Genomic DNA, 22034 nt, shown 5'->3' with positions numbered 1-22034 from the left:
GACATGCCCTAGGCTGCGGCGCATGAGCGCCCCCGTGTGGTCGGTCCGAGCCGACTGGACCGAGCCCCTGCGCAACGCGTGGACGCTCGCGGGCTGCATCGCGTTGGCCCCGGTCCTGGCGTTCCGCGCGCCCCTTGCCGCGATTCCCGCGTTCGCATTCCTGGGCGTCCTGTGCGTGCTGCTCGGCGTCGTGGACGTCGCGCTGAAACGCCTTCCGGACCCGCTGACCCTGCCGTCCATCCCCGTCGCCGGGGCGCTCCTGGCCGTCGCCGACCCGTCCCGCTGGTTCGGCATGCTCGTCGGCGCGGGCCTGCTGTTCCTGGTGTTCGCGGTGCAGTGGTTCATCGTCCCGAACGCCATCGGCCTCGGCGACGTGAAACTCGCCCCCGTCCTCGGGCTCTACCTGGGCTGGCTGGGACGCTCCGCCTGGATCACCGGCTTGTTCGGCATGGTCGTCCTCGGCGGCCTCTTCGCCCTCGCGCTCCTCCTGCTCCGCCGCGCGGGCCGCAAGGACCAGATCCCCTACGGCCCGTTCATGCTGGCCGGGACCGTGCTGGCCGCCGTCCTGTACGCCTGAAATTCGCTGGACGCGCCGCCGCACGCTTCGGCAGGCTGCCCATCCGATGGATATCGACGTTGAAAGCTTCATCCAGGACGGCTTCGTCCGCGTCGCCGAGGCGTTCCCACGCGACGTCGCCGACGAGGCCCGCGCACTGCTCTGGGAGGCGTCCGGATGCTCGCCGGACGACCCGTCCACCTGGACGCAGCCCGTTCTCCGCCTGTTCGACCAGGGCCAGAAGCCGTTCCGCGAGGCCGCCCAGAGCGCGCGCCTGCACGAGACGTACGACGCGCTCGTCGGCGCGGGCCGCTGGGTCCCCAGGGCGACGGTCGGCGGCAGCTACGCCGTCCGCTTCCCCTCGGACGACGACCCGGGCGACGACGGCTGGCACATCGAGTCGAGCTTCCCGGGCCCCGACCCGAACGACTACATGAGCTACCGCGTCAACCTGAACTCGCGCGGACGCGCCCTGCTCGTTCTTTTCCTGTTCTCCGACGTGGGGGAGGACGACGCCCCCACGCGCGTGCGCGTCGGCTCGCACCTGGACGTCCCGCCCCTCCTGAAATCCGCAGGGGAAGACGGACGCGCCTTTGTGGATATCGCACAAGCCGCCGCAGCCGCGAGTGAGTACCGAGAAGTAGCCTTCGCCACCGGGCGCGCAGGAGACGTCTACCTGTGCCACCCGTTCCTGGTGCACGCGGCCCAGAAACACCACGGCCAGAACGTCAAGTTCATGGCGCAACCGGGCCTCGAACCCGCCGTCCCGCTTTCGGTGGACGGCCCATCCCCGGTCGAACGCGCCATCCAACTCGGCCTTTTCGGACGTTAGAACGCAGTCGGCGGCGCGATCGGCGGAGGGGGCTGTCCGCCGATCGCGCCGCCTTTCCAAGCGGGACGCGCCGTCACACGTCAGGCGAGGTCACCGGGAGCCCTCCAACTCCCCGCGCCCCCACCCGTCCGCGACCAGCGCGGCCCGCAGCTCTTCGGCGGTGTCGCAGTCGAACGCGTCCTTCTCCTGCAATCGATCCATCGGCAACGGCCCCCGCAACGCCCACCAGCGCTTCTTGTTGCTGAGAATGAACCCCCACGCGGGGAAGTCCGCCTCCAGCGCGGCGAGCAGGGATTCTTCCGACGGAGAGCACGCGTCCATGGCGAGAGGAACCTTCGTTTCGAGGAACTGACCGCTTTCGTGTGACCAGCTTCACAGGCGTGGGTTACTCTCAGCTACGGCCCCATCACACCCCAGGCGGCACCCCACCTCCCAGAGGGGACACCCCGATGCCGGACGACCCGAGCTACACCCGCGACCCGCTCCTCCGCTCGTTCGGACGGGTCATGCGCTCCCACCGCGAGGCCGCGGGCCTCTCCCGGCCCCAGCTCGCCGACGAACTCGGCTGCGGCACGACGTGGATCGAGAAACTGGAGACGGGCCGCAAGCCCCCCTCCGAAGCCACCGCCGACGACTGCGACTTCCGCTTCGGCACGACCAGAACCCGCACCTTCTGGACCATGTGGGACGAGATCAAACGCGAGGGCAAACACATCGCCGTCCCACCCGGCTTCGAGAAGTATGTGAGCGTGGAACGGGAGGCCATGGTCGTCAGGGAGTTCGACACCATGGTGGTGCCCGGCCTTCTCCAGACGCCCGCCTACGCGAGGGCGGTTCTGAGTCTCAGCGAGCAGTCGGATGTGCTGGACGATCGCGTGGCCGCGCGCCTGGAGCGGCAGCAGATCTTCTCGCGCAAGCCAGCTCCACACCTGTGGGTCGTGCTCGAAGAAGCAGTGTTCAGGCGGCCCATCGGCGGAGCGGCCGTGATGCGGGAACAGCTCGAATGGCTTGTCGAGCTCTCTTCAACGCGGCAGAACATCAACGTTCGGGTCCTGCCGTTCGCCTCGATCAACGCGGGGGCGATCGAAGGCCCATTCACCATCCTCACAATGCCGAACGGTGATGAGATCGGCTACCACGAAGGGCCGGACATCAGCCAGGTGATCGAAGACCCTGCCGCCGTTTCGGAGTACGCACTACGCTGGGACGAGGTCATGAGCGAGGCGATGTCCAGCAGTCAGTCCCACAAGTTCATCCTGGCGGCGGCAGAGGAGTACAAGTGAGCACCCTTGACCTGTCCACCGTTCAGTGGCGTAAGAGCAGCCGCAGCGGCAGTCAGGGTGGGCAGTGCGTCGAGATCGCCGGTCTCTCCACCGCGCAGTGGCGCAAGAGTGGCCGCAGCTCCCAGGGCGGGCAGGATTGCGTCGAGGTAGCCGGCCTTTCGCCGGTCGTGGCCGTCCGAGACTCGAAGGATCCAGAGGGGCCGAAGCTGATCCTCGACGCCGCCGCTTGGCGTTCCCTCACTCGCCACGTTCGGACGTCGGCGGGCTGAAGTTCAGCACGACCTTGCCCAGGAGACCACCCGCTTCGAAGCGCTCGTGAGCTTCGCGCGCTTGCTCGACCGGGAAGCTGGCGGCCACTCGCGTTCGCAGGACGCCGTCGTCCACCAGGCTCGCCAGTTCGGCAAGCTGCTCCCCGCTTTGCTCGACGTAGGACTTGGATGCGCCGGGGACGTCCGGCAGCGGAACGTCTGCGATCGACACGTACCGTCCACCAGCGGCGAGCACGTGCGTCACGTGCGGTCCGGCCGTGTGCAGGACGACCTGGTACGCGCCTTCGGACAGAGTCGCCGGATCGACCGTGACCTCCTCGGCTCCCAGCTCGCGCGCCGCGTCCACATGACTGGCCCGTGAGACCAGTCCGTCCACCTGGGCGGCTCCGAGGTGCCGGGCCAACTGGACGGCCAGCCCGCCCACCCCGCCCACGGCCCCGACGACCAGAACCCGATCGCCCGCTCCCACCTTGGCCAGTTGCAGGGCCTGCAGCGCGGTGAGTCCGGCCAGCGGGAGCGTCGCCGCATCCTCGAAACCCACCTGAGCGGGCGCGGTGGCCAGTAGATCCCCGGGAAGGGAAACCAGGTCGGCCCAGGTTCCGCGTCCGGTCGCGATCTGCGCCGACATCGCGATCACGCGCTCGCCGGGCCGGAATCGCTCGTCCGAACTGGCCACGACGACTCCGGCGAGGTCCCATCCAAGGTTCGCGGGCAGCTTCCCGATCTCCCATTCCCGCGTCTTGGAGTCCACGGGGTTCAGGCTGCTGGCGACCGTCCGCACCAGGACCTCACCCGCCCCAACCTGCGGCTCCGGCACCCGCCGCACCTGAAGCACGTTGGTCCCGCCGTGCACGTCAATCCCAACAGCTCGCATGAAGGTAGCGCTCATGCTGAGGACGGTAGACACTCACACCAATGTGAGAGTCAAGCCAGGCAAGCGAGGCCACAGAAGCGGAGGATCGCGCATGAGCACCTTCGACCTGTCCATCGTCCACTGGCGCAAGAGCAGCCGCAGTAGCGCTCAAGGCGGGGATTGCATCGAAGTCGCCAGCCTCTCCACTGTGCCGTGGCGTGCGAGTAGCCACAGCAGCGAGCAGGGCGGGCAGTGCATCCAAATCGCCGATCTCTCTGGCGCGGAGTGGCGCAAGAGCACTCACAGTGCCCAGGGCGGAGACGAATGCGTTGAGGTTGCTGGGCTGGTGCCGGTCGTGGCTGTCCGGGACTCGAAGGATCCTGATGGGCCGAAGCTGCTCCTTAGCCCAAGCGCCTGGCGCGATCTCGTCGCCCGTGCTCGCGCGTAGGGCGTTCCACGGGGCGGACGCGTCCATCGTTCACGTGCGGCTCTACCAATTTTCGGGGGCGGCACGTACTTGGGTCAGGTCGCCTTCTCGGATCGCCTTGGCAGGGGCGACGAAGCGCAGGCTGCCTTCCCACATGTCGTTCGCGCCGAGCGTGAGGAGATGGACGTAGGGCTCGTCCTGCGACAGGTCCTCCAGCAGGGGGACGCCGCTGTTGTGGATCGACGGCCAGCCGAACGCCTGGTCGCTCATGCCTCCCCACGGGATGTCCTGCGCGTCCTCGCCGTACCTCGGCCAGACCTCCTCGCCGAACCTGTCGACCACCAGGAAGCCGGGGAACGTCCGGTAGAGCTCCGACGCCTTGACCTCGTCCCCGATGTCGAGCGTGTGCAGCACCGGGTCGCAGTCGTAGGTCGAGGCCGACGGCAGGGTGACGACGAGGCGGGCGTGCATCGGAACCTGGTCGAACCTCGGGGACGGCTCGGGTGCCGGAACCTCGACCGCGCGCCGGGGATCGGCAGGCACGACCAGGTACTCCTCCAACTCCTCATCGCTGAAGGAACTGACGTCGTCGGGGACCTCCTCGGACCCGGTCCACGGATCGAGGAAGAAGAAGTTGAGCAGCGCGGCCCCGGGCGGAGCCTGGTCCGCGACCCCGGGGCCGAGCGCGGCGACGTCGAGCACGGCGAACAGGCTGTGCGGCACGCCCGCGTAGGCGGGCCACGGCGTGCCCGGCTCCAGCAGCGCCGGGCCGCCCCACCGGCACAGCCCGGTCGCCGCGTTCCGCTCGTCCGCGGGCCTGAGGTCGAACCCGGGCCGCGCCAACGCCGCCAACTGAGACCCGATGTGCTCACCGAGCGTCTCAACGCAGAGGGCTCGGACGCCGGACAGAGCCTCTTCATATGACATCCGGCCATGAAAGCACCCCAAGCCCCTTCAAGATCACCGAACGTCGAACCCGTGCGTCGAGGTCGCCCCGGGTGCCGCCGTGCTTTCCACGCCCCGACCGCACTGTCACTGTCAGTGTCTGGCCATGTGCGGTGAGTGCAGGGATCGTTGGTGGTGAAGCCCGACCGTAGGGAGCTGATCATGAACAGAAGGGTTCTGCCCGTCCTGGCCGCCGGTGTTCTGGTCGCGGTGGGTGGGCCTGTCGGAGTTGCAGCGGCGGCCCCGCTGAGCACGCAGGCCGCTGCCGTCCGCACCGCCCCCGAAGGGATCAGCGTCGACCAGTGCGTCATGGGCGGGGGCCGCGTCCAACCCGCCTTCATCGGATGGGTCTGCATAGGCGGGTACTACAACGGCCGGACCGTCGACCTCTGATCTGAGTCGTCCTCCTCGGGGACGAGATGGCCGTGACCAGGTGGTGGCGATGCCGGAGATTATGATCAGGTCATGGCTCTGAGGGTGGACGACGTCGCGCGCTTCGAGCTGTCGAGGCCACGGCTGGAGGCCATCGCCTACCGGCTGCTCGGCTCCGCGGACGAGGCGCAGGACGTCGTCCAGGACACGTTCCTTCGCTGGCAGGCCGCCGACGTCGAGCATGTCGAGGTCCCCGAGGCGTGGTTGACGAAGGTGCTCACCAACCTGTGCCTCAACCAGCTCACCTCCGCGCGGGCGCGCCGCGAGACCTACGTCGGCCGATGGCTCCCCGAGCCGCTGCTCGTGGGGGACTCGATGCTCGGCCCGGCCGACACCGCCGAGCAACGCGAATCGGTCTCGTACGCGGTGCTCACTCTGATGGAACGCCTGTCGCCCAACGAACGGGCCGTGTACGTGCTGCGGGAGGCGTTCGACTACCCGCACCGCGAGATCGCCGAGATCCTCGACATCACCGAGGCGGCCAGCCAGCAGCTCTTCCACCGCGCCAAGAAGCACGTCGCGGACGGGAAGGCCCGCGGCGGCATCGACAAGGCCGACGCCCGGCGGATCGTCGAGGAGTTCCTGGCCGCCGCCACGAGCGGCCAGACCGACGAGCTGGTGCGCCTGCTCACCAAGGACGCCGTCGCCGTCGGGGACGGCGGGGGCAAGGTGCCCGCCCGCACCAGGGCGTTCGAGGGGGCCGTCGCGGTCGCGAAGTTCATGGAGGGCATGCTCAGGCCCGCCGACGCCAAGCGCGCCGTCGTGGGCGGCTCGCCCGAGATCTACGCGGGGGTCGCCAACGGCGAACCCGCCGTGCTGGCCGTCGTGGACGGCCGGGTCGCCGTCATCGTGTGCCTGGAGGTCACCGCCGAGGGCATCGCCGCCTTCCGCACCCAGGCCAACCCCGACAAGCTCGAACGCGCGACCGAGCAGTGGGCGGCGGCCGACCACGGAGAGCCTCTCCTCGTGCTGTGACCCGCATCACTCCCGTCTCCTGTCAGGAATCGGCGGGCCGTCCGGTTCAGGTAGCGAATCCGAACCGGACGGCAAGGGAGCCGATGATGAGAATCCTGGTGGCAGGAGCGACCGGAGCGATGGGCAAGGAACTGCTGCCGCGTCTGGTGGACGCTGGGCACGAGGTGTTCGCCATGGTCCGCAGCGAATCCGGCAAGGCCAGGGCGGCGGAGCTGGGCGCGGTGCCGGTCGTCGCCGACGCGCTCGACCGCGCCCAGGTCGAGGCGGCGGTGCGCGAGGCGGCCCCGGAGGTGGTCGTCGACCAGCTGACCGCCATCGGGCACATCGACACCCGGCACTTCGAACGCAGCTTCGCCCCCACCGACCGGCTGCGGACCGAGGGCACCGACATCCTGCTCGCCGCCGCCCGCGCCGCGGGGGTGCGGCGGTTCGTCGCCCAGAGCAACGGCGCGTTCACCTACGCCCGGACGGGCGGGCCGGTCAAGAACGAGCAGGACCCCCTGGACCCCTCGCCGGTCGCCCCGATGGCCTCGATGATCGGCGCGATCCAGCACCTGGAGAAGGCCGTCCTGGGCGCGGAGTGGACCGAGGGGATCGTGCTGCGCTACGGCGCGTTCTACGGACCCGGGACGTCCATGGCGCCGGGCTCCGAGCAGCTCGAGATGATCCGCAAGCGCAAGTTCCCGGTCGTCGGGGACGGCGGCGGGGTGTGGTCGTTCGTCCACATCGCCGACGCCGCCGAGGCCACGGTCGCCGCGGTGGAGAAGGGCGCCCGGGGCGTTTACAACATCGTCGACGACGACCCCGCCACGGTCGCCGAATGGCTGCCGGAACTGGCCGCGATGCTGGGCGCCAAGAAGCCGATGCGCGTGCCGCGGTTCGTCGGACGGCTGGCCGCCGGGCCGGCCGGGGTCGTCCTCATGACCGAACTGCGCGGCGCGTCCAACGCCAAGGCCAAGCGCGAACTCGGCTGGCGTCCGGCCCACCCCAGCTGGCGGCAGGGTCTCCAGGTCAAGGCGTGACGTGAGAGTGCCGCCGAGGGGCCGGGGAGGCTCGGCCGACGTTGCGGGTGACCCATGCTTTCCCTCAAGATCCTTCCAGCGGTGCTTGCCGCGAAGTGTCGAGGTCAGGGTCATGATGAGGGGAAGACATGGGTGTGCGGCGACTCCCGTTCCGGCTCGGTGTGGGAGCTCTGTGCCTTCTCCTCGCCGCCTGCGGCTCCGAAGGCAAGGAACCTGAGAAGGACAGCGCGGACGCGGTCCCCTGCACCGTCACCGTGAGGGACATCAGGCAGACCAACCGTGCTTTCAACGGCGGTAACCACAGCTACCTGGTGCGCTTCCGCGTCCACGTCCCCGGCCGGCCGGACTATGAGAGCTCGCAGGACCCGGTGCTGGACACCGTCCAGGTCGTCAAGATCGTCGCGGTGTCCAAGAACTACTCGTGCCAGGTCAGCCGCAGCAACCGCAACCGGCTGCGGATCGACTGGGACAACCCCCTCCCGGCCTCCCCGTCCCCCACGCGCAAGTGACTAGTGGCGAGGGGAGGGCGTCCAAGCCGGGACCGCTCATCGTGGTGACCGGCGGCCCCGGATCAGGGAAGAGCACCCTGATCGACGCCCTGGAGCGCGAGGGGTTCGCGCGGTCCCATGAGGCCGGACGTGGCGTCTACGAACCTATGGTCGCGACCTACGCCTAATACGGCTACGACCCGCTGGAACTCCCTCGCGCCCCCGTGGACGCCCCACTCCGCTTCGTCACCACCCACCTCCCCTGAGGCCCACCGGGCTCACTACCCCCCACAGCCATTAAATGGGAGGTGCCGGGCGAATGTCGGGTGGTACCGTCGGGTTGATATCGACATCGTCGGTAGGTGATGTGGATCGAGGGGGAGAGGGGGATGAGGTTGATGACCGCGGAAGCGGCCGCTGTCGCATACGGCGCTCGAACCAACCTCGTTTCCCGGGTCTCGGCTGTACTCGGCTGAGTCGATCCGCCCATCGGGATCGTTCGTCCTTCGGCGTGATCTCCTCGTGTCTGCCGGGGCCCCTTCACACAAGGGTCTCCTTCGTTGTCTTCATCATTCTTTTCTTCGGATTCGTCCGATGACGTCCTGTCCGCCTACGGATGGGACGAGGCGTACGAGAACGCCTTCACCGCACACCGCTCCGACGGCCTGACGCCCGGACGCGTCGCGCGGGTCGACCGTGGCCACGCCACCGTCGTCACGGCGGACGGCTGGGTGCGGGCCGCCTGGTCCACGGCCGCCGAACCGCCCTGCACGGGCGACTGGGCCGCGGTGCGGCTCGGCGAACGGCCGGAGCTGGTGGCGTTGCTGCCCCGCCGGACCGCCATCGTGCGGTCGTCGGCGTCCCGCACGTCCCATGCCCAGGTCCTGGCCGCGAACGTCGACACCGTCGTGCTCGCCGTGTCGCTGGCCACGTCCGCGCCCGCGGGACGGATCGAGCGCATGGTCGCCCTGGCCTGGGAGAGCGGCGCCGTTCCGGTCATCGTCCTGACCAAGGCCGACGCTTCGGAACGTCCCGTCGCCGTGGTGCGGGACGAGGTGGCCGCGCTCGCGCCCGGCGTCGAGACCCTGGCGGTCAGCTCGGTCACCGGCGAGGGCCTGGACATCCTGGCGGCCATCCTCACGGGGACGATCGTGCTGCTTGGGCCGTCCGGTGCGGGCAAGTCAACGCTGGGCAACGCCCTGCTCGGGGACGATCTGCTCGCGACCGGCGACGTCCGGGCGGTCGACGGCAAGGGCCGTCACACGACCGTCCACCGCGAACTGATCCGGCTGCCGGACGGCGGTGTCCTCATCGACACCCCGGGCCTGCGGGCCGTCGGCGTCCACGACGGCGAGAGCGGCATCCAGCAGGTGTTCGCCGAGATCGAGGAACTCGCCGCCGACTGCCGGTTCTCCGACTGCGCCCACGAGAGCGAACCCGGCTGCGCGGTGCTCGCCGCGATCGCCGACGGCACCCTGACGCAGCGACGCCTGGACAGCTACCGCAAGCTGCTCCGCGAAGCCGCCTGGGCCGCCTCCCGCCAGGACGCGCGCCTGCGGGCGGAACGCGAGAACCAGTGGAAAGCCATCACGCGCCACCAGCGCGCGATCTACAAGTTCCGGGACAAGCCGTAATGGCCGCCCAGCCGCCGTCTGACATTCGTCCGCACATCCTCAAGGAACCGCACACCGACATGAGCATCACCTGGACCACCCGTCTCGAGACCGAGGACGACCGCCGCGCGATCCGCGAGATCAACCTCGCGGCGTTCCCGACCGCGCTGGAGGCCGACCTCGTCGACGCCCTGCGCGAGGACCCGGACGCCTGGCTGCCCTTCGGCTCCTGGATCGCGGAGGGCCCCGACGGCGCGCCGACCGGCTACGCGCTCCTGACCCGCTGCCACGTCGACGACGTCCCGGCCCTCGCGCTCGGGCCGTGCGCCGTCCCCCCGGAACACCAGGGGACGGGCGCGGGGTCGGCTGCCATCCGCGCCGCCCTCGACGCTGCGCGGAGCGCGGGTGAGAACCTCGTTCTCGTCCTCGGGCACGCTTCGTACTACCCGCGGTTCGGGTTCGTCCCGGCCTCGAAGCACGGCATCCGCGCGCCCTTCGAGGTGCCGGACGAGAACATGATGGCCCTGAGCCTCGCCCCGTCCCGTCCGATGCCGTCCGGCACCATCCGCTACGCCAAGGCGTTCGGCGTCTGACACCGGCACAAGCCCGTGGGCAGGCAGAACACCGCCTGCCCACGGGCGACCGGGCCCTCAACCCCGGAGCGGCTCGGTGACCGTGGGGGCCTTGGACTCAGGGCGGCGTCGCAGGTAGTAGGCGACGGCGAGGACGATGACGGCCGGGCCCCACAAACCGAGTGGACGGGTGCAGATCAAGGCGAGCGCCTTCCACCAGGCGTTGTCGTACGGCTGGCTGTCGACGACGCCGTACAGGGTGAGGTCCTGGCCGTCGCCGATGGGGACGCCGACGAACAGCACGGTGAGGATCATCCCGCCGAGCAGAGCGGGGACGAACGCCGCGAGCGGCCGGACGCGCCTGCCGCCGATGAACGGGATCCAGCCGGGCGCCACCTCGCCCCAGCGGCGCACCAGGCCGATGCACAGGAAGGCGATCAACTCCGACATCACGCTCAGCCCCAGGACGTAGGGGATGCTCAGCCAGTAGGTCGGCATGCCGACGCCCTTGAGGTCCTGGCCCATGTCGAAGTGCACGGCGAACGGCAGCCGCCACAGACATGCAGGCAAGATGACCAGGGGCATCGCGTAAGCAAGACGAAGAACCCACCGCCGAACCGGCCGTTCGGTGTCGCTGGCGTCCGGAGCGGAGTGGATGAGGAAGCGGATGACCCGACTGATGTTCACGGCCCTCACTCTTCCGACCAGGCCGTCCCCGATGATCACCCGTCCGGGCCGGCCACCTCCCTCGCTCAGGGGATTCGCGCCGCCGCCCCATCACCTGCACAGGTGATGGCACTCGCGGACGCCGCCACTTTTCTCGCCGGCGCCCCGTCATGCGGGAGACTGCGGTATGTCGTCCTCGCCGGAACTGGCAACCGCCGAAGAGATCCACGCGCACCTTGTCGAGCAGCTCAACGGTGCGCTGCGGAGACCGGGTGTGTGGGGCAACGAGCTGACCCTTCGGCTGTTGATCGACCACCTGCTCACGGTCGAACGCGAGCCGGACGGCCTGGACTTGGTCAGACAGGAGATGGAACGGCGCAACGCGTGGTCCGCGCGCGGCGTGACCGGCGCCGTCATCGACCGGTTGCCCCATCCCCACGTCGTCGATCACCCCGCCATGGCGTCGGTCTACGCGGAGCTGGCAAATGACCGAGGCTGGCTGCATCCAGACCGGACGCTGGACGCCGACCGTTTCACCGACCTGCGGGAATCGGCCGCCGCCTGGGCGGCTTACGATCGCACCCTGCAAGAGGTGACCGACGCGTTTGGGACCCCCTCGGTTCTCTTCGGCCCCACCAGCCCCGTGCACGGGAAGACGCTGGGATACCTGACCGACGACCCCGCCGAGCCCATGGTCTTCTTCCACATCGGGCAGCGCCTCGACCTCGGAACGGAGACCACCGGGTCGGACGACCACGATCCACTGGTGCTCATCGCGGTGCGCCACGGCGGCATGCCCCTGCCCGACGCCCTCACCTACACCCCGCAAGGACGCCGCCGCCTCCAGCAGGCCGCCGACAAGCCCGTCCAGACCGCCGATCCGGCGCAGGTGAACGACTACGACGGCTTCGCCGAGGCTTACTCGGCGGAGACCGAGAACAGCCTCGTGAACGCCTATTACGAGCGGCCCGCGATGTTGGCCCTTGCCGGAGACGTGGCCGGTCGTCGAATCCTGGACGCCGGTTGCGGCACGGGTCCCTTGACGGCCGCACTGCGCGATCGCGGCGCCGACGTCACCGGCATCGACGCCAGCACGGGGATGCTGGCGCTGGCCAGGCAGAGGCTCGGTGACGACGCGCCCCTGCACGTGGTCGACCTGCGCGACCCTCTGCCGTTCGCCGATGGCGCGTTCGACGACGTGGTCGCGTCACTCGTCCTGCACTACCTGGAGGACTGGGGGCCGACGCTGACCGAGATACGCCGTGTCCTCAGGCCCGGCGGCCGACTGATCGCGTCGGTGGACCATCCCTTCGTGGCCTACACGATCTCCGATCCCCGGCCCGACTACCTCGCGACGACGAGCTACAGCTTCGACTGGCTGCTCAGCGGACGGCTCGTCCCGATGAAGTTCTGGCGCAAGCCCTTGCATACGATGACCGACGCATTCACCGCCGCCGGCTTCCGCATCTCCACCATCAGCGAGCCTCAGCCCGACCCGGCCGCCCGCGACCTGTTTCCCGATGCCTTCCAGGACCTCTCGACCCGACCCGCCTTCCTGTTCTTCGTCCTTGAGGCATCGTCGAAGGCTTCCGGCGCGGACGACCAACCGAACGACGATCCCGGAGCCAAATGAATGCCGGGCCCCGACCTGACGGGACGAAGCGCCGGGCGCCGCTGCTGCTGCGATGCCCGGCGGCTGCGCTTCCGTCGTCGGGCGTCAGTGGTGGTCGCCCTGGCGGCCGAGGGTGCTCTCGGGGTTGCGTTGGGGCGGGTCCACTGGGGGACGGGGCGGCTGGTGGGGCCCCAGGAGGGGGTGCCGTCCGCGTCCGAGCGCCAGTAGCAGCAGGCATGCTTGCCCTCGGGACGGCCTTCGGGATTGTCCTCCTACGCCTCGCCGCGGCCGTTGCGGGGCAGGATGTCGTTGACGGTCATGCGATGGCGGCGGGGGTGTGGGTTCCGGTAGCGCCTTGTGCGAGTGCCTGTTCTGCCTGCGCGAGTCTGCGGATCGCCAGGGTCAGTTGACCTGAGGGGAGCGTGTACGGCAGGCGGATGTTGCGTTCGAACGCACCCCCGATCCCGAATCGTGGTCCGGCCGCGATGGTCACTCCGTGGTCAGGCGCCATGGCTGCCAGCCGTGAGCTGACGGGCCCGGGGAAGGTCGCCCAGAGCGTCAGACCGCCGGCTGGTTGCAGGGCACAGGTCGCCGGTAGGTGCTCGGTGAGTGCTTGGTGTAGGGCGTCGCGTTGCGACCTGAGTTGCTGGAGTGCGTCCGGCCGCTGGGTTTGGTGCTCGTTCAGGAGGACGGCTGTGGCGAGCTGTTCGACAACGGGGGTGCCGAGGTCTGTCGTGGCACGGGCCCTTTCGATGCGTTCCAGGAGAGAGGGAAGCGCGCGAACCCAGCCTATGCGCAGGCCGCCCCAGACGCTCTTGGACACGGAGCCGATGCTGATGGCCGTCGGCATGTGCAGCGCGAGGGGCTCGGGGCTCGGAACGTCCAGAGCCAGATCGGCCATGGTCTCGTCGACGATCGTGGGGCACGCGAGCCGGAGCTCTTGGCGCACGCTTGTGGGCATGCACATCCCGGTCGGGTTGTGAAAGTCGGGTATCAGGTAGGCCAGGTTCGCGGCTCGCCCCGCTGTTCGAAGCTGCTCGGTGTCCCAGCCGGAAGATGTCACGGCGACGGGCAGAAGCCGGGCGCGCGCTTGGGTGAACGTCGTGATCGCGTGCGGGTAGGTCGGGTGGTCGATGAGGACGTGGTCGCGTGGCGACAGGAGCACTCGCGCCAGAAGAGCAAGCGCGTGCTGCGCGCCGTTGGTGATCAGGATGTGGTCGGGCCGGGTGGGCAGTCCTCGCCGCTGGTACCAGTGGGCGACCGCTTCACGCAGTTCGGCGATGCCGTATCGGTCGTAGCCGTGCCGCTCGAAATGCCGTGGCAGCCGTTCGAGAGCGGTCGCGTAAGCCGCGTGGAGGATTTGAACGGGCGCGGGCGGCGCGGCGATGGACAGGTCGATGGTCTCCGCGTCCGTGCCGGCCGGGTGATCGGGAACGGTGTCATCAGGCAGCCGTACGGTCGCCCCGGTGCGCGCCTGTGTGGCGAGGTATCCGTGCTCGACCAGAGTGTGGAACGCGGTACCGACCGTGGTCCTGCTGGTGCCGAGCGTGACGGCCAGGTCGCGTTCGCTCGGCAGGGTCGCGCCGAGGGGAAGGCGTCCGTCCAGGATGAGCAGGCGCAGCCTGTCGGAGAGCCGTTGATGCCCCGGCCCCGGCCCCTCCTGCCAGGTCCCCAGCATCCGCGCCACCGTGTGCGAGCTGATTTTCACCCGACCACCATAGGCAATCTGGCTATGGAATGCGTGGCCAGATCCCCCAGAGACTCACCGTATGGCACCTTGCGACTCCACGACACACGCCTCTGTCCAGGCTCGTCACGACCCATTCGTACTACCGCGCATGAACGCGTTCGCCCAGATCCGGGCGGTCCGAAAGGCGCGTCGGATCCCTCAGCTCCTGCTCGGCCTGACGGGCTACGGGGCCGCCGTCATGGTGCTCGTCCAGTCCGGACTCGGGGCGGCCAGCTGGAGCGTGCTCACCGAAGGCACCGCCATATCCCTTGGTGTCTCGTTCGGTTGGGCGACGAACCTGATCTCGCTGCTGGTGCTCGTCGCGTGGATCCCCCTACGAGAACTGCCCGGGCTCGGCACGCTCCTCAACGTCGCGATCGTCGGCTTCGCCGCCGACGCCACCGCGACTGTGCTCCCCGACCCACGGGGGCCACTCGCCGAGGGCGGATATCTCGCCCTCGGCGTTGTCGCTCTGGCGTTCTTCGACGCGCTCTACCTCGGCGCGCAGTTCGGGTCGGGACCGCGCGACGGCATCATGACGGGACTCGTCCGGCTCACCCGCCTGCCTGTCGCCATTGTGCGCACCGGCATCGAGGTCACTGTCGCCTGTGCCGGCTGGCTCCTGGGCGGAACCGTCGGGGTCGGCACCGTGCTGATCGCACTGTGCATGGGGCCCCTCGTCGGCCGCTTCCTGCCGCTGGTGGCCGTTCGCCTTCCTGCCGTTCCCGCACCCGCACAGCACACCCGATGACCGCGAAGAGAACGTCCGGGCAGCTGGTGCGAGGCAGGGGCCGGTGAGGATCACCGGAACCTTCGAGGTCCACCGGGGCGAGGCGCCCCAGATCTGGGCCGCTTCCAGACGGGCGCCCCAGATCGGGGCCGCCCGTCTGGAAGCGGCCCCGATCCCTTCGACGGTCGGTGGCGCGAGGGTGGGTCAGTGGTAGTCGCCCTGGCGGCCGAGGGTGGTCTCGGGGGTCGCGTCGGGGCGGGTCCACTGGGGGACGGGACGGCTGGTCGGGCTCCAGGAGGGGGTGCCGTCCGCGTCCGAGCGCCAGTACCAGCAGGCATGGTTGCCCTCGGGACGGCCCTCGGGGTTGTCCTCCCACGCCTCGCCGCGGCCGTTGGGCGTCCTGTCGAGCAGGGCGAAGGACCCGCTGACCGGCTCGACGCCGCGTCCCGTCGTGGAGTAGGTGAGGAACGTCCGGTCGCCGTCCCGCAGGTAGCTGGTGAGACGCCCCATCGCGCCGCCGACCGGTTCGTCCAGGTCGCGGACGGAGTACCAGGGCTGGGTGTAGCCCATGAAGTCGACGTAGGGGGCCACCTCGTCCCACCGGCCCGTGGTCAGGATGGCGGACGAGACCCCGCGCGAGTTGAGGTACACGCTGTCCCTCATGTGCCACGCCGTGACGGTGCAGCCCTCGCACTGCCCCTGGTGAGGTGCGCCGTCCCACCACATGTGCTTGTAGACGACGAGCTCGTCGCGGCCCTGGAACAGGTCCAGGAACGGGACGGGGCCGTCGGGCCCGACGACCTCGACCTTCCCGTCGAACTCCACCATCGGCAGCCGGCGGCGGGCCGCGGCGAGGGCGTCCCCTTCGCGCGTGTGCGCCTTCTCCCGGACCAGCAGCTCGTCACGCGCGGCCTGCCAGGCGTCCATGTCGACGACGGGCGGGCGTCCGGGCAGCGAGGTGGTCTGATCGTCCGTCATGGTGTCCTCCGTGATGTCTCGTACCGAGCGGCGTCATCAGCCGGTCACCCGTGCAGACCAGCCCCCACCCCGAAACTCATCGCGGGCAGGGGCTCGTCCTCGCCCAATGCGTCCCCACGGCGGCTCAGCCCCGCTCCACACGCCACGAGAGGCCCATCCATTTCGTGCCCTTATGGAATCGCTTGGAGTTGTATGACAGATTTTGCAGGGGCACGTCCTTTCTTGATCACCCTTCGGTGAGGGAGTTCATGATGTTGCCTGAGAGTGCGGCGGCGCTGGCGGCCGCGGCGGGGTCGGGGCTCGTGACGGCCATGGTCTCCGATGCGTGGGAGGAGGTCCGGGCCCGCGCGGTGCGGCTTCTGGGACGCGGCGACCGGGCGGAGGAGGCCCGGCAGGAACGCAGGCTGGAACATGCCCACGCGGACGTCGCGGGAGCTCCGGAGGAGAGGGCGCGGGAGATACGGGAAGCGCAGGCCGTCGCGTGGCGAACGCGGTTCGCGGATCTGCTGGAAGAGACTCCGGAGGTTCACGAGAAGGTTCGTGAGCTGGTGAGATTCGTGGCGGAGGAGATCGGCGGCACGACGGCAGCGGCGGTCCAGGTGAACGCCCACGCCCACGATCAGGCGCAGCAGGCGGTCCAGGGACAGGGCACCCAGCATGTGGTGTTCGGGCGGCCTCCGGCGACTCCGCAGTGACCTGGATCGTCCGAGGGGCTTCCCGAATCCGTCGGCTAGATCGACGCCTCGATCTCCCGCAGCATGGTCTCCGTCGCCTTCGTCGACGGATGGCCCGGACCCAGCTGTGACCGCTGCCCTTCAAGCGTCCTGCGCAGTTCGTTCACGGCCTCTCGCGCCCGACCGGCGCGTATGAGCGTGTTCGCCAGGCCGTTCCTGATCGTCAGTGTGTTCGGGTGTTCCGCGCCGTACACCCTCACGGCGATCTCCAGGATCCGGTGAAGCTCTTCTTCGGCTTCCCGGTGGTCGCCGAGATCGCTTCTCGTGCGCGCGATCTCGAATCGGATGTCGAGGGTGTTCAGATCTTCTTCGGTGTGCGCGGCACGCCATCCCCGAAGCACGTGCCGGTACTCGGCGAGCGCCTCTTGGAGGAGTCCCTGCACGCGCAGGCAGACCGCGAGGTTGAGCCCGATGACGAGGGTGTCCTCGTTCTCCTCTCCCAGGGAATCCCTGGCATCTCTCAGGAGGTCCCTCAGCTCGCTCTCGGCGAGGGCGTGCCGCCCGTCCTCCCGGATGGTGCGGCAGAGGTTGAGGCGGATGTTCAGGACCAGGGGATCCCGCGGTCCGAGAGCCTCCGAGGCGGTTTCGAGCACTGACCGGAGCAGGACCTCGGAGCCATGGACGTCGCCTCCCTCGCGGACGGCGCGTCCAAGGGCGTTTCCCAGGCTGATCGCTTCGACGCTGGCCGGGCCCAGCCGGCGGCGTGCCACGTCCAGGGCGAACTGGTGGTCGCTCACCGACTGTGTGTACTGCCCGGTCATGTAGCGGTACCACGCGGCTCGCCGGACGGGGGCGACCAGCTTGCGGGTCAGTGCGGAGTCGCCGACGGCCATCCGCGTCGCGACCTCGAGCGGCGCGAGGCAGTGCGGGGCCACCATGGACCACTTGCCCCAGTCCGAGGGCGCGCCCGCGTCCAGGCCGCTGGTGGCCCTGTCCAGAAGCCCACCGGCGACGGACAGGTGCTCCTCGAGCTCCCCCGATGACCTGGCGTTGACGCGCGTGATGGTGCGGACCAGCTGATGCATGCCCGCCTTCGCCGCCCACGGGCCGTCGTTCCGCTCCGCTCTCTCGAGCGACAGGAGACTCAGGCCCGACAGTGCGCGGAGCGCGCCCCCGACGCGCTCCGCCGTGGGGTGGGGGAAGAGCGGGCTCCGTCCGAGTACGCCGAGGTCGAAGACCGCCCGGTAGGGAAGCGGGGAGGACGCGAAGCAGGAGATGAGCCGCAGTATCGGGCGTGCCAGATCGTGGCCCTGGTCGGCCAGGAGGTCCAGGGAGATCTCCCAGGTCGTGGAAAGGGCGCGCCTGATCTCCGTCGAGTCGTCTCCGTCGTGTTCCGTCATCGTGAGCCGCCCTATCCGGTCGTCGAGCCTTTCTCGGTACGTGGAATAGGAATCGGCCGGGGTGTCGACGGGGAAGGGATCCGAGGAGACGGCCGCGAGGTAGCTTCCGGCCGACTCCAGCGCCAGGGGGATGCCGCCCAGCGCCGAGGACAGCGCCTCGGCCTCCTCGCGACCGCCCGCGTCCGGCGCCAGGTCCATGAGGAGCTGGGCACCGGCCTCGGACGAAAGAGGCCGGACGTACCGCATGTCGATCCAGGAGGCCCACCTCTCGGGTCTCCCGTTCCGGCTCGACACGATGATCGACCCGTTCGGGCCGGCGGGCGGACGAATCCACTCGGTGCCCTCCCGGAGACGTCGGCGTGAACTGCCGAACGCCGCCGGATCGTCGGCGTTGTCGATGACGAGAAGCCAGGGGGACGCCAGCGCGTTGAGATACCGCCACAGAACATCCGCGGGATGCGCGTGGTCGAAGTCGTCATCCTTCGCGCCCGCGGTATAGGCGAGCGCGTAGAACGCGGCCCGCATGCCGTTCGGCTCGTCGGCGGGTATCCAGAACACCTCGATCCCGGCGCTCATCGCCCGGTGTGCGATGTCGAGCACGACCGTCGACTTGCCGGCGCCGCCCAGGCCGTAGAACACCATGACCCTGCTGGAGTTCTCGTCGTGCAGCCGGTCCGGGAACTCCGAGAAGCTCGATCGTCCGCGAAGCCGTCCGGTGGCCACCTTGGGCTGTGGTGTCGTTATCGACGGCGCCGACGCGGCGATCGACCGTGCCTGTGCCGCGCCGATGAAGAGGTTGTACTGCACGCCCGAGTACTGGGCGGCCTGCTGGGACGCGTCGAACGCTCGGGCGTCGAGTCGCGCAGGAGCCTCTGCGGGACGCCCGCCGCCCCGCCCTGGTCTCCGTTCCGGCATCCTTCACCAACGATTTCAGAGTGGATAGCGATGCTTGACTTCGAGGAATATCGGGCTTTCGAGCATCGGCGTGGACCGGCGGATGAGTTCCTCCGTGACCTCGATGTACGCCCGGAGAAGAGGAGGGGAGTCGACCAGGCGGGCCTCCTTCAGCCGGGCGTTGCGCGGATCGTAGATGAGGGCCGTCACTCTCGAGTCGTCGAAGACGACGTAGTCGGACACTCCTGTTTCGTCAAGGATGTCCCGTACGTCATCGACATCGATGAAGCGGATCTGCTCGCCGCACTCGATGTCGGCCAGGTAGGCCGGGATCTCGTAGTGCAGAAGGTAGGGGCTGAGCGGCAGTTCGCAGACCCGGATGCGAATCATGTCCACGTCGTGCTTCCGCGCGTGCGCGTAGACCTCGGTCTGCCCCTTGACCATTTCCTGCACGAGTCGCGCGGCGTCGTCGAACCTTCCGGCCCGGAAGGCTTCGTAGCCTTCGAACCCCGATTCGTCGTACTCCTGCAGGAATTCCATCTTCACCCACCTGGACCTCAGGGCGCCGAAGAAGGTCGCGAATTCGTCGACCCCGCCGGACTCGATGCTGAGCGGACTGTATTCGGAAGGCGGATAGATCAAGATTCCCCTCCGGCTCCGGATGGCGTGTCTTCGACGCGCCGGGGCGGCGTCGCGCGGATGATCTGTTGGTGCAACGGCTCGTCCCGCCATCGCACCAACAGGGCGGAGGCGGGAGGGCTATTCGGACGGTATGGCGTCGCGGGCCTTCACGAGGACGTGGCGCGGCAGGACGACGATGGCCTCTCCCGGGTCGAGGAAGGCGTCCTCCGAAAGCAGCGGCCCCAGTTCGGCGGTCCGCTCGTCGCCGATGACGGCGAAGTCGCCTGATTCGAGTTCCCAGATGTCCGGGCAGTTGTTCGCGCCCGCGCTTCCGTTCCCTTTCCCGTCGTGCGGATGCGGTCCGATTCTCCGCTTGAACACGAGCCCTCCCATCATCAGGGAATTAGCGCCCGTGCATATGCACGGGCGCTAATGTTACATCGACGAGATGCCTGTTTCAAGGTCGACAGGATCATTCGTTCCGATAACTGTATATCCATAATGTGGTATGTCCGAAATTGGGGCGGGCGTTCATGGATCACGGTTCCCGTGATGGTGGCCGCTTCCACGGCATTGTGGACTCATGTGAGGATGAAGTGGCTGATCTGTGTAGGAGTTGCCTTTTCTCGGTATCCGGCGAATGGTCCGAGATGCCTCTTCGTGAGGTCATCCTGGGATCGCTGGTGGGGTTGGTCTTTGTGTCTCTGAAGGTAAATGCGGTGTTGGGGAATCGTGGTGCGTCAGGATGGCCGCTGGACGTCACTCACGAGGGGATCGCTGATGGGCATGCGGACGGTCGGGCTGGGCGGGGGCCTCGGGCGCAAGGCGGCTTGGAGGGGGCTCTGTGGCGTTGCCGCCGTGGCAGTGGTCGTCGCGGGTATGGGTGTTGCTCGTCCGGCGGGCGCGGCGGCTCCCAGTGAGCTCGCGCTCGGCACGGGGGGCAACGACTCGGGGACGATCGGGGACGGCAGCACCACCGAACGCGACGCCCCGGTCAGGACGCGCCTTCCGCGCGGCGTCTCCCTCACCCAGGAGTCCGGCGGCGACGGTCACACGCTCGGCCTGACCTCGGACGGCCGGGTGCTGGCGTGGGGGCGCAACGACGTCGGCCAGCTAGGCGACGGCACGTCCACCCTGCGGACGACGCCCGTGTTCGTGCGGCTGCCCGCGGGCGTGATGGTCACCCAGGTCGCCGCCGGAGGCGACCACAGTCTCGCGCTGACCTCGGACGGACGCCTTCTGACCTGGGGACGGAACACCAGCGGCCAGCTCGGCGACGGGACGGCCACCGCGCGGGCGACCCCCGTGTTCGTCCGCCTTCCCACGGGTGTGACCGTCACGCGTGTCTCGGGCGGGAGCTACCACAGCCTCGCGCTGGCCTCGGACGGACGCGTCCTGGCGTGGGGCGACAACGTGTTCGGGGAGCTGGGGGTCGGCGGCAGGGCCAACCGTGAGACGCCGGTGTTCGTCCGCATGCCCAAGGGGACGAAGGCGACGGCCATCGACGCGGGACGCAACTCGCAGAGCTTCGCCGTGACCCCGAACGGCCGCCTCCTCGCCTGGGGACGCAACGACGTCGGCCAGCTGGGAGACGGCACCCGCAAGAGGCGGACGACCCCGGTGTGGGCGGACGTGCCGTCGGACGAGTCGGTCACGCAGGTCGCCGCCGGAGGCGATCACAGCCTCGCGCTGACCTCGGAAGGGCACATCCTGGTGTGGGGGGCGAACAAGTCCGGGCAGCTGGGGCCGGGGCCGTCCGACATCCAGAAGACGCCGATCGAGAACGACATGCCCAACGGCGTCACCATCACGCAGGTCGCGGCCGGAGCGTCCCACAGCCTCGCCCTGACGTCGGACGGACGCGTCCTGGCCTGGGGGGCGAACCACACCGGGCAGATCGGGGGCGGCGCGGTCTCCATGCGTTCGTCGCTCACCTTCATGCCGCTGCCCAAGGCGGCGGGCCCGGCCACCGCGGTCGCCGCGAACAGCGACACGTCCCTGGTCCTGGCCCACGCGCGGAGCACCAGCACCACGACCCTGACCGCGACCACCGAGAAGGGCGGACGAACCCGGCTGAAGGCCAAGGTGACCTGCGGAAACACCACCCCGACCGGCCCTGTCACCTTCCTGGAGGGAAACACGGTCGTCGGCGCCACCGACCTGGACGCCGCCGCGACCGCGACCCTCACCCCGTCCGGCCTGGCCAAGGGCGCGCACCACCTGATCGCCCGCTACGAGGGCAACGCGCTCTGCTCGTCCTCCACCTCCCAGAAGCTCACGATCGCTCGGTGATCACCTGGCCGAGCTGGACAAGATTCCGTGCGAGCGTTTCGTGTGGAGTTGCCATCGGGCGCCCCGGGTACTGGACGGTGCTGGATGAGGAGCTGGTGGTGGTACCGGTCGCGGACCGGTACCTGCTGGAGCTGAGGTTCGGAAAGGGCAAGGCGGAGTCGAGCAGGGGCA

Annotated in this window: 24 protein-coding genes and 1 pseudogene; 16 read left to right on the top strand and 9 right to left on the bottom strand. The window is 69.2% G+C overall.

Going from position 1 to position 22034, the window contains the following annotated elements; all coding sequences use genetic code 11:
* Nucleotides 1–22 precede the first annotated feature (22 nt).
* Complete coding sequence (locus P696_RS0105670; protein ID WP_026411558.1) at nt 23–577, top strand: prepilin peptidase; 555 nt, start codon at nt 23–25, stop codon at nt 575–577.
* Nucleotides 578–623: 46 nt separating this feature from the next.
* Entirely contained in the window at nt 624–1388 is a 765-nt protein-coding gene (locus P696_RS0105665) for a phytanoyl-CoA dioxygenase family protein (RefSeq protein WP_026411557.1), read from the top strand.
* Between the two features lie 90 nt (nt 1389–1478).
* Here the strand turns inward: P696_RS0105665 and P696_RS0105660 are convergent, their stop codons facing one another.
* Complete coding sequence (locus P696_RS0105660) at nt 1479–1709, bottom strand: hypothetical protein (RefSeq protein ID WP_026411556.1); 231 nt, start codon at nt 1707–1709, stop codon at nt 1479–1481.
* Between the two features lie 128 nt (nt 1710–1837).
* Here P696_RS0105660 and P696_RS43530 point away from each other — a divergent pair, with 128 nt between their 5' ends.
* Together P696_RS43530 and P696_RS54015 are read left to right on the top strand one after the other, a co-directional pair.
* Nucleotides 1838–2671 carry a helix-turn-helix domain-containing protein gene (locus tag P696_RS43530; protein WP_051466919.1) on the top strand — a complete coding sequence of 278 codons (834 nt, stop codon included), beginning with the start codon at nt 1838–1840 and terminating at the stop codon, nt 2669–2671.
* Nucleotides 2668–2940, top strand: coding sequence for a DUF397 domain-containing protein (locus P696_RS54015; RefSeq protein ID WP_084336862.1), 273 nt, complete (start codon nt 2668–2670; stop codon nt 2938–2940). Before P696_RS43530 ends, P696_RS54015 begins: the two co-directional genes overlap by 4 nt.
* Here the strand turns inward: P696_RS54015 and P696_RS0105650 are convergent.
* Nucleotides 2909–3829, bottom strand: a complete 921-nt coding sequence (locus tag P696_RS0105650) for an NADP-dependent oxidoreductase (RefSeq protein ID WP_245627519.1) — start codon at nt 3827–3829, stop codon at nt 2909–2911. The genes P696_RS54015 and P696_RS0105650 overlap by 32 nt on opposite strands.
* Before the next feature lie 76 nt (nt 3830–3905).
* Here P696_RS0105650 and P696_RS0105645 point away from each other — a divergent pair, with 76 nt between their 5' ends.
* A complete protein-coding gene (locus tag P696_RS0105645; RefSeq protein ID WP_026411554.1) occupies nt 3906–4241 on the top strand; it encodes a DUF397 domain-containing protein in 336 nt (111 codons plus the stop codon).
* A gap of 42 nt (nt 4242–4283) precedes the next feature.
* On the opposite strand, the gene P696_RS43525 is transcribed toward P696_RS0105645, so the two are convergent.
* The gene (locus tag P696_RS43525) at nt 4284–5147 is read right to left on the bottom strand and encodes a DUF1963 domain-containing protein (RefSeq protein WP_034483318.1); all 864 of its coding nucleotides are present in this window, start codon (nt 5145–5147) and stop codon (nt 4284–4286) included.
* Nucleotides 5148–5327: 180 nt separating this feature from the next.
* Between P696_RS43525 and P696_RS0105635 the strand changes: the two genes are divergently transcribed.
* The 7 genes and pseudogenes from P696_RS0105635 (at nt 5328) to P696_RS0105605 (ending at nt 10288) form a co-directional block, all read left to right on the top strand.
* A complete protein-coding gene (locus P696_RS0105635; RefSeq protein ID WP_157429533.1) occupies nt 5328–5558 on the top strand; it encodes a hypothetical protein in 231 nt (76 codons plus the stop codon).
* A 72-nt stretch (nt 5559–5630) separates the two neighbouring features.
* On the top strand, nt 5631–6572 hold the full coding sequence (sigJ, locus tag P696_RS0105630) for an RNA polymerase sigma factor SigJ (RefSeq protein ID WP_026411552.1): 942 nt from the start codon (nt 5631–5633) through the stop codon (nt 6570–6572).
* A gap of 83 nt (nt 6573–6655) precedes the next feature.
* Nucleotides 6656–7594 carry an NAD-dependent epimerase/dehydratase family protein gene (locus P696_RS0105625; RefSeq protein WP_245627518.1) on the top strand — a complete coding sequence of 313 codons (939 nt, stop codon included), beginning with the start codon at nt 6656–6658 and terminating at the stop codon, nt 7592–7594.
* 128 nt (nt 7595–7722) lie between these two features.
* Nucleotides 7723–8103, top strand: coding sequence for a hypothetical protein (locus P696_RS0105620; protein ID WP_034483316.1), 381 nt, complete (start codon nt 7723–7725; stop codon nt 8101–8103).
* Nucleotides 8100–8240 (top strand): annotated as a pseudogene (locus P696_RS54010) (AAA family ATPase); the annotation flags it as partial. The gene P696_RS0105620 and the pseudogene P696_RS54010, both read left to right, overlap by 4 nt.
* Nucleotides 8241–8642: 402 nt before the next feature.
* The gene (rsgA, locus tag P696_RS0105610; protein WP_026411549.1) at nt 8643–9716 is read left to right on the top strand and encodes a ribosome small subunit-dependent GTPase A; all 1074 of its coding nucleotides are present in this window, start codon (nt 8643–8645) and stop codon (nt 9714–9716) included.
* A gap of 59 nt (nt 9717–9775) precedes the next feature.
* Complete coding sequence (locus P696_RS0105605) at nt 9776–10288, top strand: GNAT family N-acetyltransferase (protein ID WP_026411548.1); 513 nt, start codon at nt 9776–9778, stop codon at nt 10286–10288.
* Between the two features lie 57 nt (nt 10289–10345).
* Here P696_RS0105605 and P696_RS0105600 read toward each other — a convergent pair whose 3' ends face one another.
* Nucleotides 10346–10852: a hypothetical protein gene (locus tag P696_RS0105600; protein ID WP_245627517.1), complete on the bottom strand. Its 507-nt coding sequence runs from the start codon at nt 10850–10852 to the stop codon at nt 10346–10348.
* 970 nt (nt 10853–11822) lie between these two features.
* On the opposite strand from P696_RS0105600, the gene P696_RS43520 reads away from it, so the two are divergent.
* Nucleotides 11823–12566 (top strand): class I SAM-dependent methyltransferase, encoded by a 744-nt coding sequence (locus tag P696_RS43520; RefSeq protein ID WP_051467100.1) that lies wholly within the window; start codon nt 11823–11825, stop codon nt 12564–12566.
* Nucleotides 12567–12861: 295 nt separating this feature from the next.
* On the opposite strand, the gene yczR is transcribed toward P696_RS43520, so the two are convergent.
* Nucleotides 12862–14253, bottom strand: a complete 1392-nt coding sequence (yczR, locus tag P696_RS0105585) for a MocR-like transcription factor YczR (protein ID WP_026411546.1) — start codon at nt 14251–14253, stop codon at nt 12862–12864.
* A gap of 130 nt (nt 14254–14383) precedes the next feature.
* Here yczR and yczE point away from each other — a divergent pair, with 130 nt between their 5' ends.
* Nucleotides 14384–15025, top strand: coding sequence for a membrane protein YczE (gene yczE, locus P696_RS0105580; RefSeq protein WP_026411545.1), 642 nt, complete (start codon nt 14384–14386; stop codon nt 15023–15025).
* 183 nt (nt 15026–15208) lie between these two features.
* On the opposite strand, the gene P696_RS0105575 is transcribed toward yczE, so the two are convergent.
* Nucleotides 15209–15982, bottom strand: a complete 774-nt coding sequence (locus P696_RS0105575; protein WP_026411544.1) for a DUF899 family protein — start codon at nt 15980–15982, stop codon at nt 15209–15211.
* A gap of 236 nt (nt 15983–16218) precedes the next feature.
* Between P696_RS0105575 and P696_RS0105570 the strand changes: the two genes are divergently transcribed.
* Entirely contained in the window at nt 16219–16677 is a 459-nt protein-coding gene (locus P696_RS0105570; protein ID WP_245627516.1) for a hypothetical protein, read from the top strand.
* Nucleotides 16678–16712: 35 nt separating this feature from the next.
* On the opposite strand, the gene P696_RS0105565 is transcribed toward P696_RS0105570, so the two are convergent.
* The 3 genes from P696_RS0105565 to P696_RS0105555 are packed head-to-tail and all read right to left on the bottom strand — an operon-like array spanning nt 16713 to nt 19952.
* Nucleotides 16713–18971 (bottom strand): tetratricopeptide repeat protein, encoded by a 2259-nt coding sequence (locus P696_RS0105565; RefSeq protein ID WP_084336860.1) that lies wholly within the window; start codon nt 18969–18971, stop codon nt 16713–16715.
* A gap of 15 nt (nt 18972–18986) precedes the next feature.
* Entirely contained in the window at nt 18987–19682 is a 696-nt protein-coding gene (locus tag P696_RS0105560; RefSeq protein WP_342668996.1) for a DUF6879 family protein, read from the bottom strand.
* 27 nt (nt 19683–19709) lie between these two features.
* The gene (locus tag P696_RS0105555) at nt 19710–19952 is read right to left on the bottom strand and encodes a hypothetical protein (protein ID WP_051466914.1); all 243 of its coding nucleotides are present in this window, start codon (nt 19950–19952) and stop codon (nt 19710–19712) included.
* Nucleotides 19953–20429: 477 nt separating this feature from the next.
* Between P696_RS0105555 and P696_RS43515 the strand changes: the two genes are divergently transcribed.
* Entirely contained in the window at nt 20430–21863 is a 1434-nt protein-coding gene (locus P696_RS43515) for an RCC1 domain-containing protein (RefSeq protein ID WP_170026325.1), read from the top strand.
* The last annotated feature ends 171 nt before the right edge of the window (nt 21864–22034 follow it).

The organism is Actinomadura oligospora ATCC 43269 (assembly GCF_000518265.1).
GTDB lineage: Bacteria > Actinomycetota > Actinomycetes > Streptosporangiales > Streptosporangiaceae > Spirillospora > Spirillospora oligospora.
The sequence above is the reverse complement of the archived record's forward strand: the minus strand, read 5'-3'. Positions and strand labels throughout refer to the sequence as shown.

Excerpts from the sequence above, each read along its gene's own strand:
- P696_RS0105670 (WP_026411558.1), top strand. The coding sequence starts at position 23 with ATGAGCGCCCCCGTGTGGTCGGTCCGAGCCGACTGGACCGAGCCCCTG.
- P696_RS0105665 (WP_026411557.1), top strand. The coding sequence starts at position 624 with ATGGATATCGACGTTGAAAGCTTCATCCAGGACGGCTTCGTCCGCGTC.
- P696_RS0105660 (WP_026411556.1), bottom strand. The coding sequence starts at position 1,709 with ATGGACGCGTGCTCTCCGTCGGAAGAATCCCTGCTCGCCGCGCTGGAG.
- P696_RS43530 (WP_051466919.1), top strand. The coding sequence starts at position 1,838 with ATGCCGGACGACCCGAGCTACACCCGCGACCCGCTCCTCCGCTCGTTC.
- P696_RS0105650 (WP_245627519.1), bottom strand. The coding sequence starts at position 3,829 with ATGAGCGCTACCTTCATGCGAGCTGTTGGGATTGACGTGCACGGCGGG.
- P696_RS0105645 (WP_026411554.1), top strand. The coding sequence starts at position 3,906 with ATGAGCACCTTCGACCTGTCCATCGTCCACTGGCGCAAGAGCAGCCGC.
- P696_RS43525 (WP_034483318.1), bottom strand. The coding sequence starts at position 5,147 with ATGTCATATGAAGAGGCTCTGTCCGGCGTCCGAGCCCTCTGCGTTGAG.
- P696_RS0105635 (WP_157429533.1), top strand. The coding sequence starts at position 5,328 with ATGAACAGAAGGGTTCTGCCCGTCCTGGCCGCCGGTGTTCTGGTCGCG.
- sigJ (WP_026411552.1), top strand. The coding sequence starts at position 5,631 with ATGGCTCTGAGGGTGGACGACGTCGCGCGCTTCGAGCTGTCGAGGCCA.
- P696_RS0105625 (WP_245627518.1), top strand. The coding sequence starts at position 6,656 with ATGATGAGAATCCTGGTGGCAGGAGCGACCGGAGCGATGGGCAAGGAA.
- P696_RS0105620 (WP_034483316.1), top strand. The coding sequence starts at position 7,723 with ATGGGTGTGCGGCGACTCCCGTTCCGGCTCGGTGTGGGAGCTCTGTGC.
- P696_RS0105605 (WP_026411548.1), top strand. The coding sequence starts at position 9,776 with ATGAGCATCACCTGGACCACCCGTCTCGAGACCGAGGACGACCGCCGC.
- P696_RS0105600 (WP_245627517.1), bottom strand. The coding sequence starts at position 10,852 with ATGCCCCTGGTCATCTTGCCTGCATGTCTGTGGCGGCTGCCGTTCGCC.
- yczE (WP_026411545.1), top strand. The coding sequence starts at position 14,384 with ATGAACGCGTTCGCCCAGATCCGGGCGGTCCGAAAGGCGCGTCGGATC.
- P696_RS0105575 (WP_026411544.1), bottom strand. The coding sequence starts at position 15,982 with ATGACGGACGATCAGACCACCTCGCTGCCCGGACGCCCGCCCGTCGTC.
- P696_RS0105565 (WP_084336860.1), bottom strand. The coding sequence starts at position 18,971 with ATGCCGGAACGGAGACCAGGGCGGGGCGGCGGGCGTCCCGCAGAGGCT.
- P696_RS0105560 (WP_342668996.1), bottom strand. The coding sequence starts at position 19,682 with ATGGCGGGACGAGCCGTTGCACCAACAGATCATCCGCGCGACGCCGCC.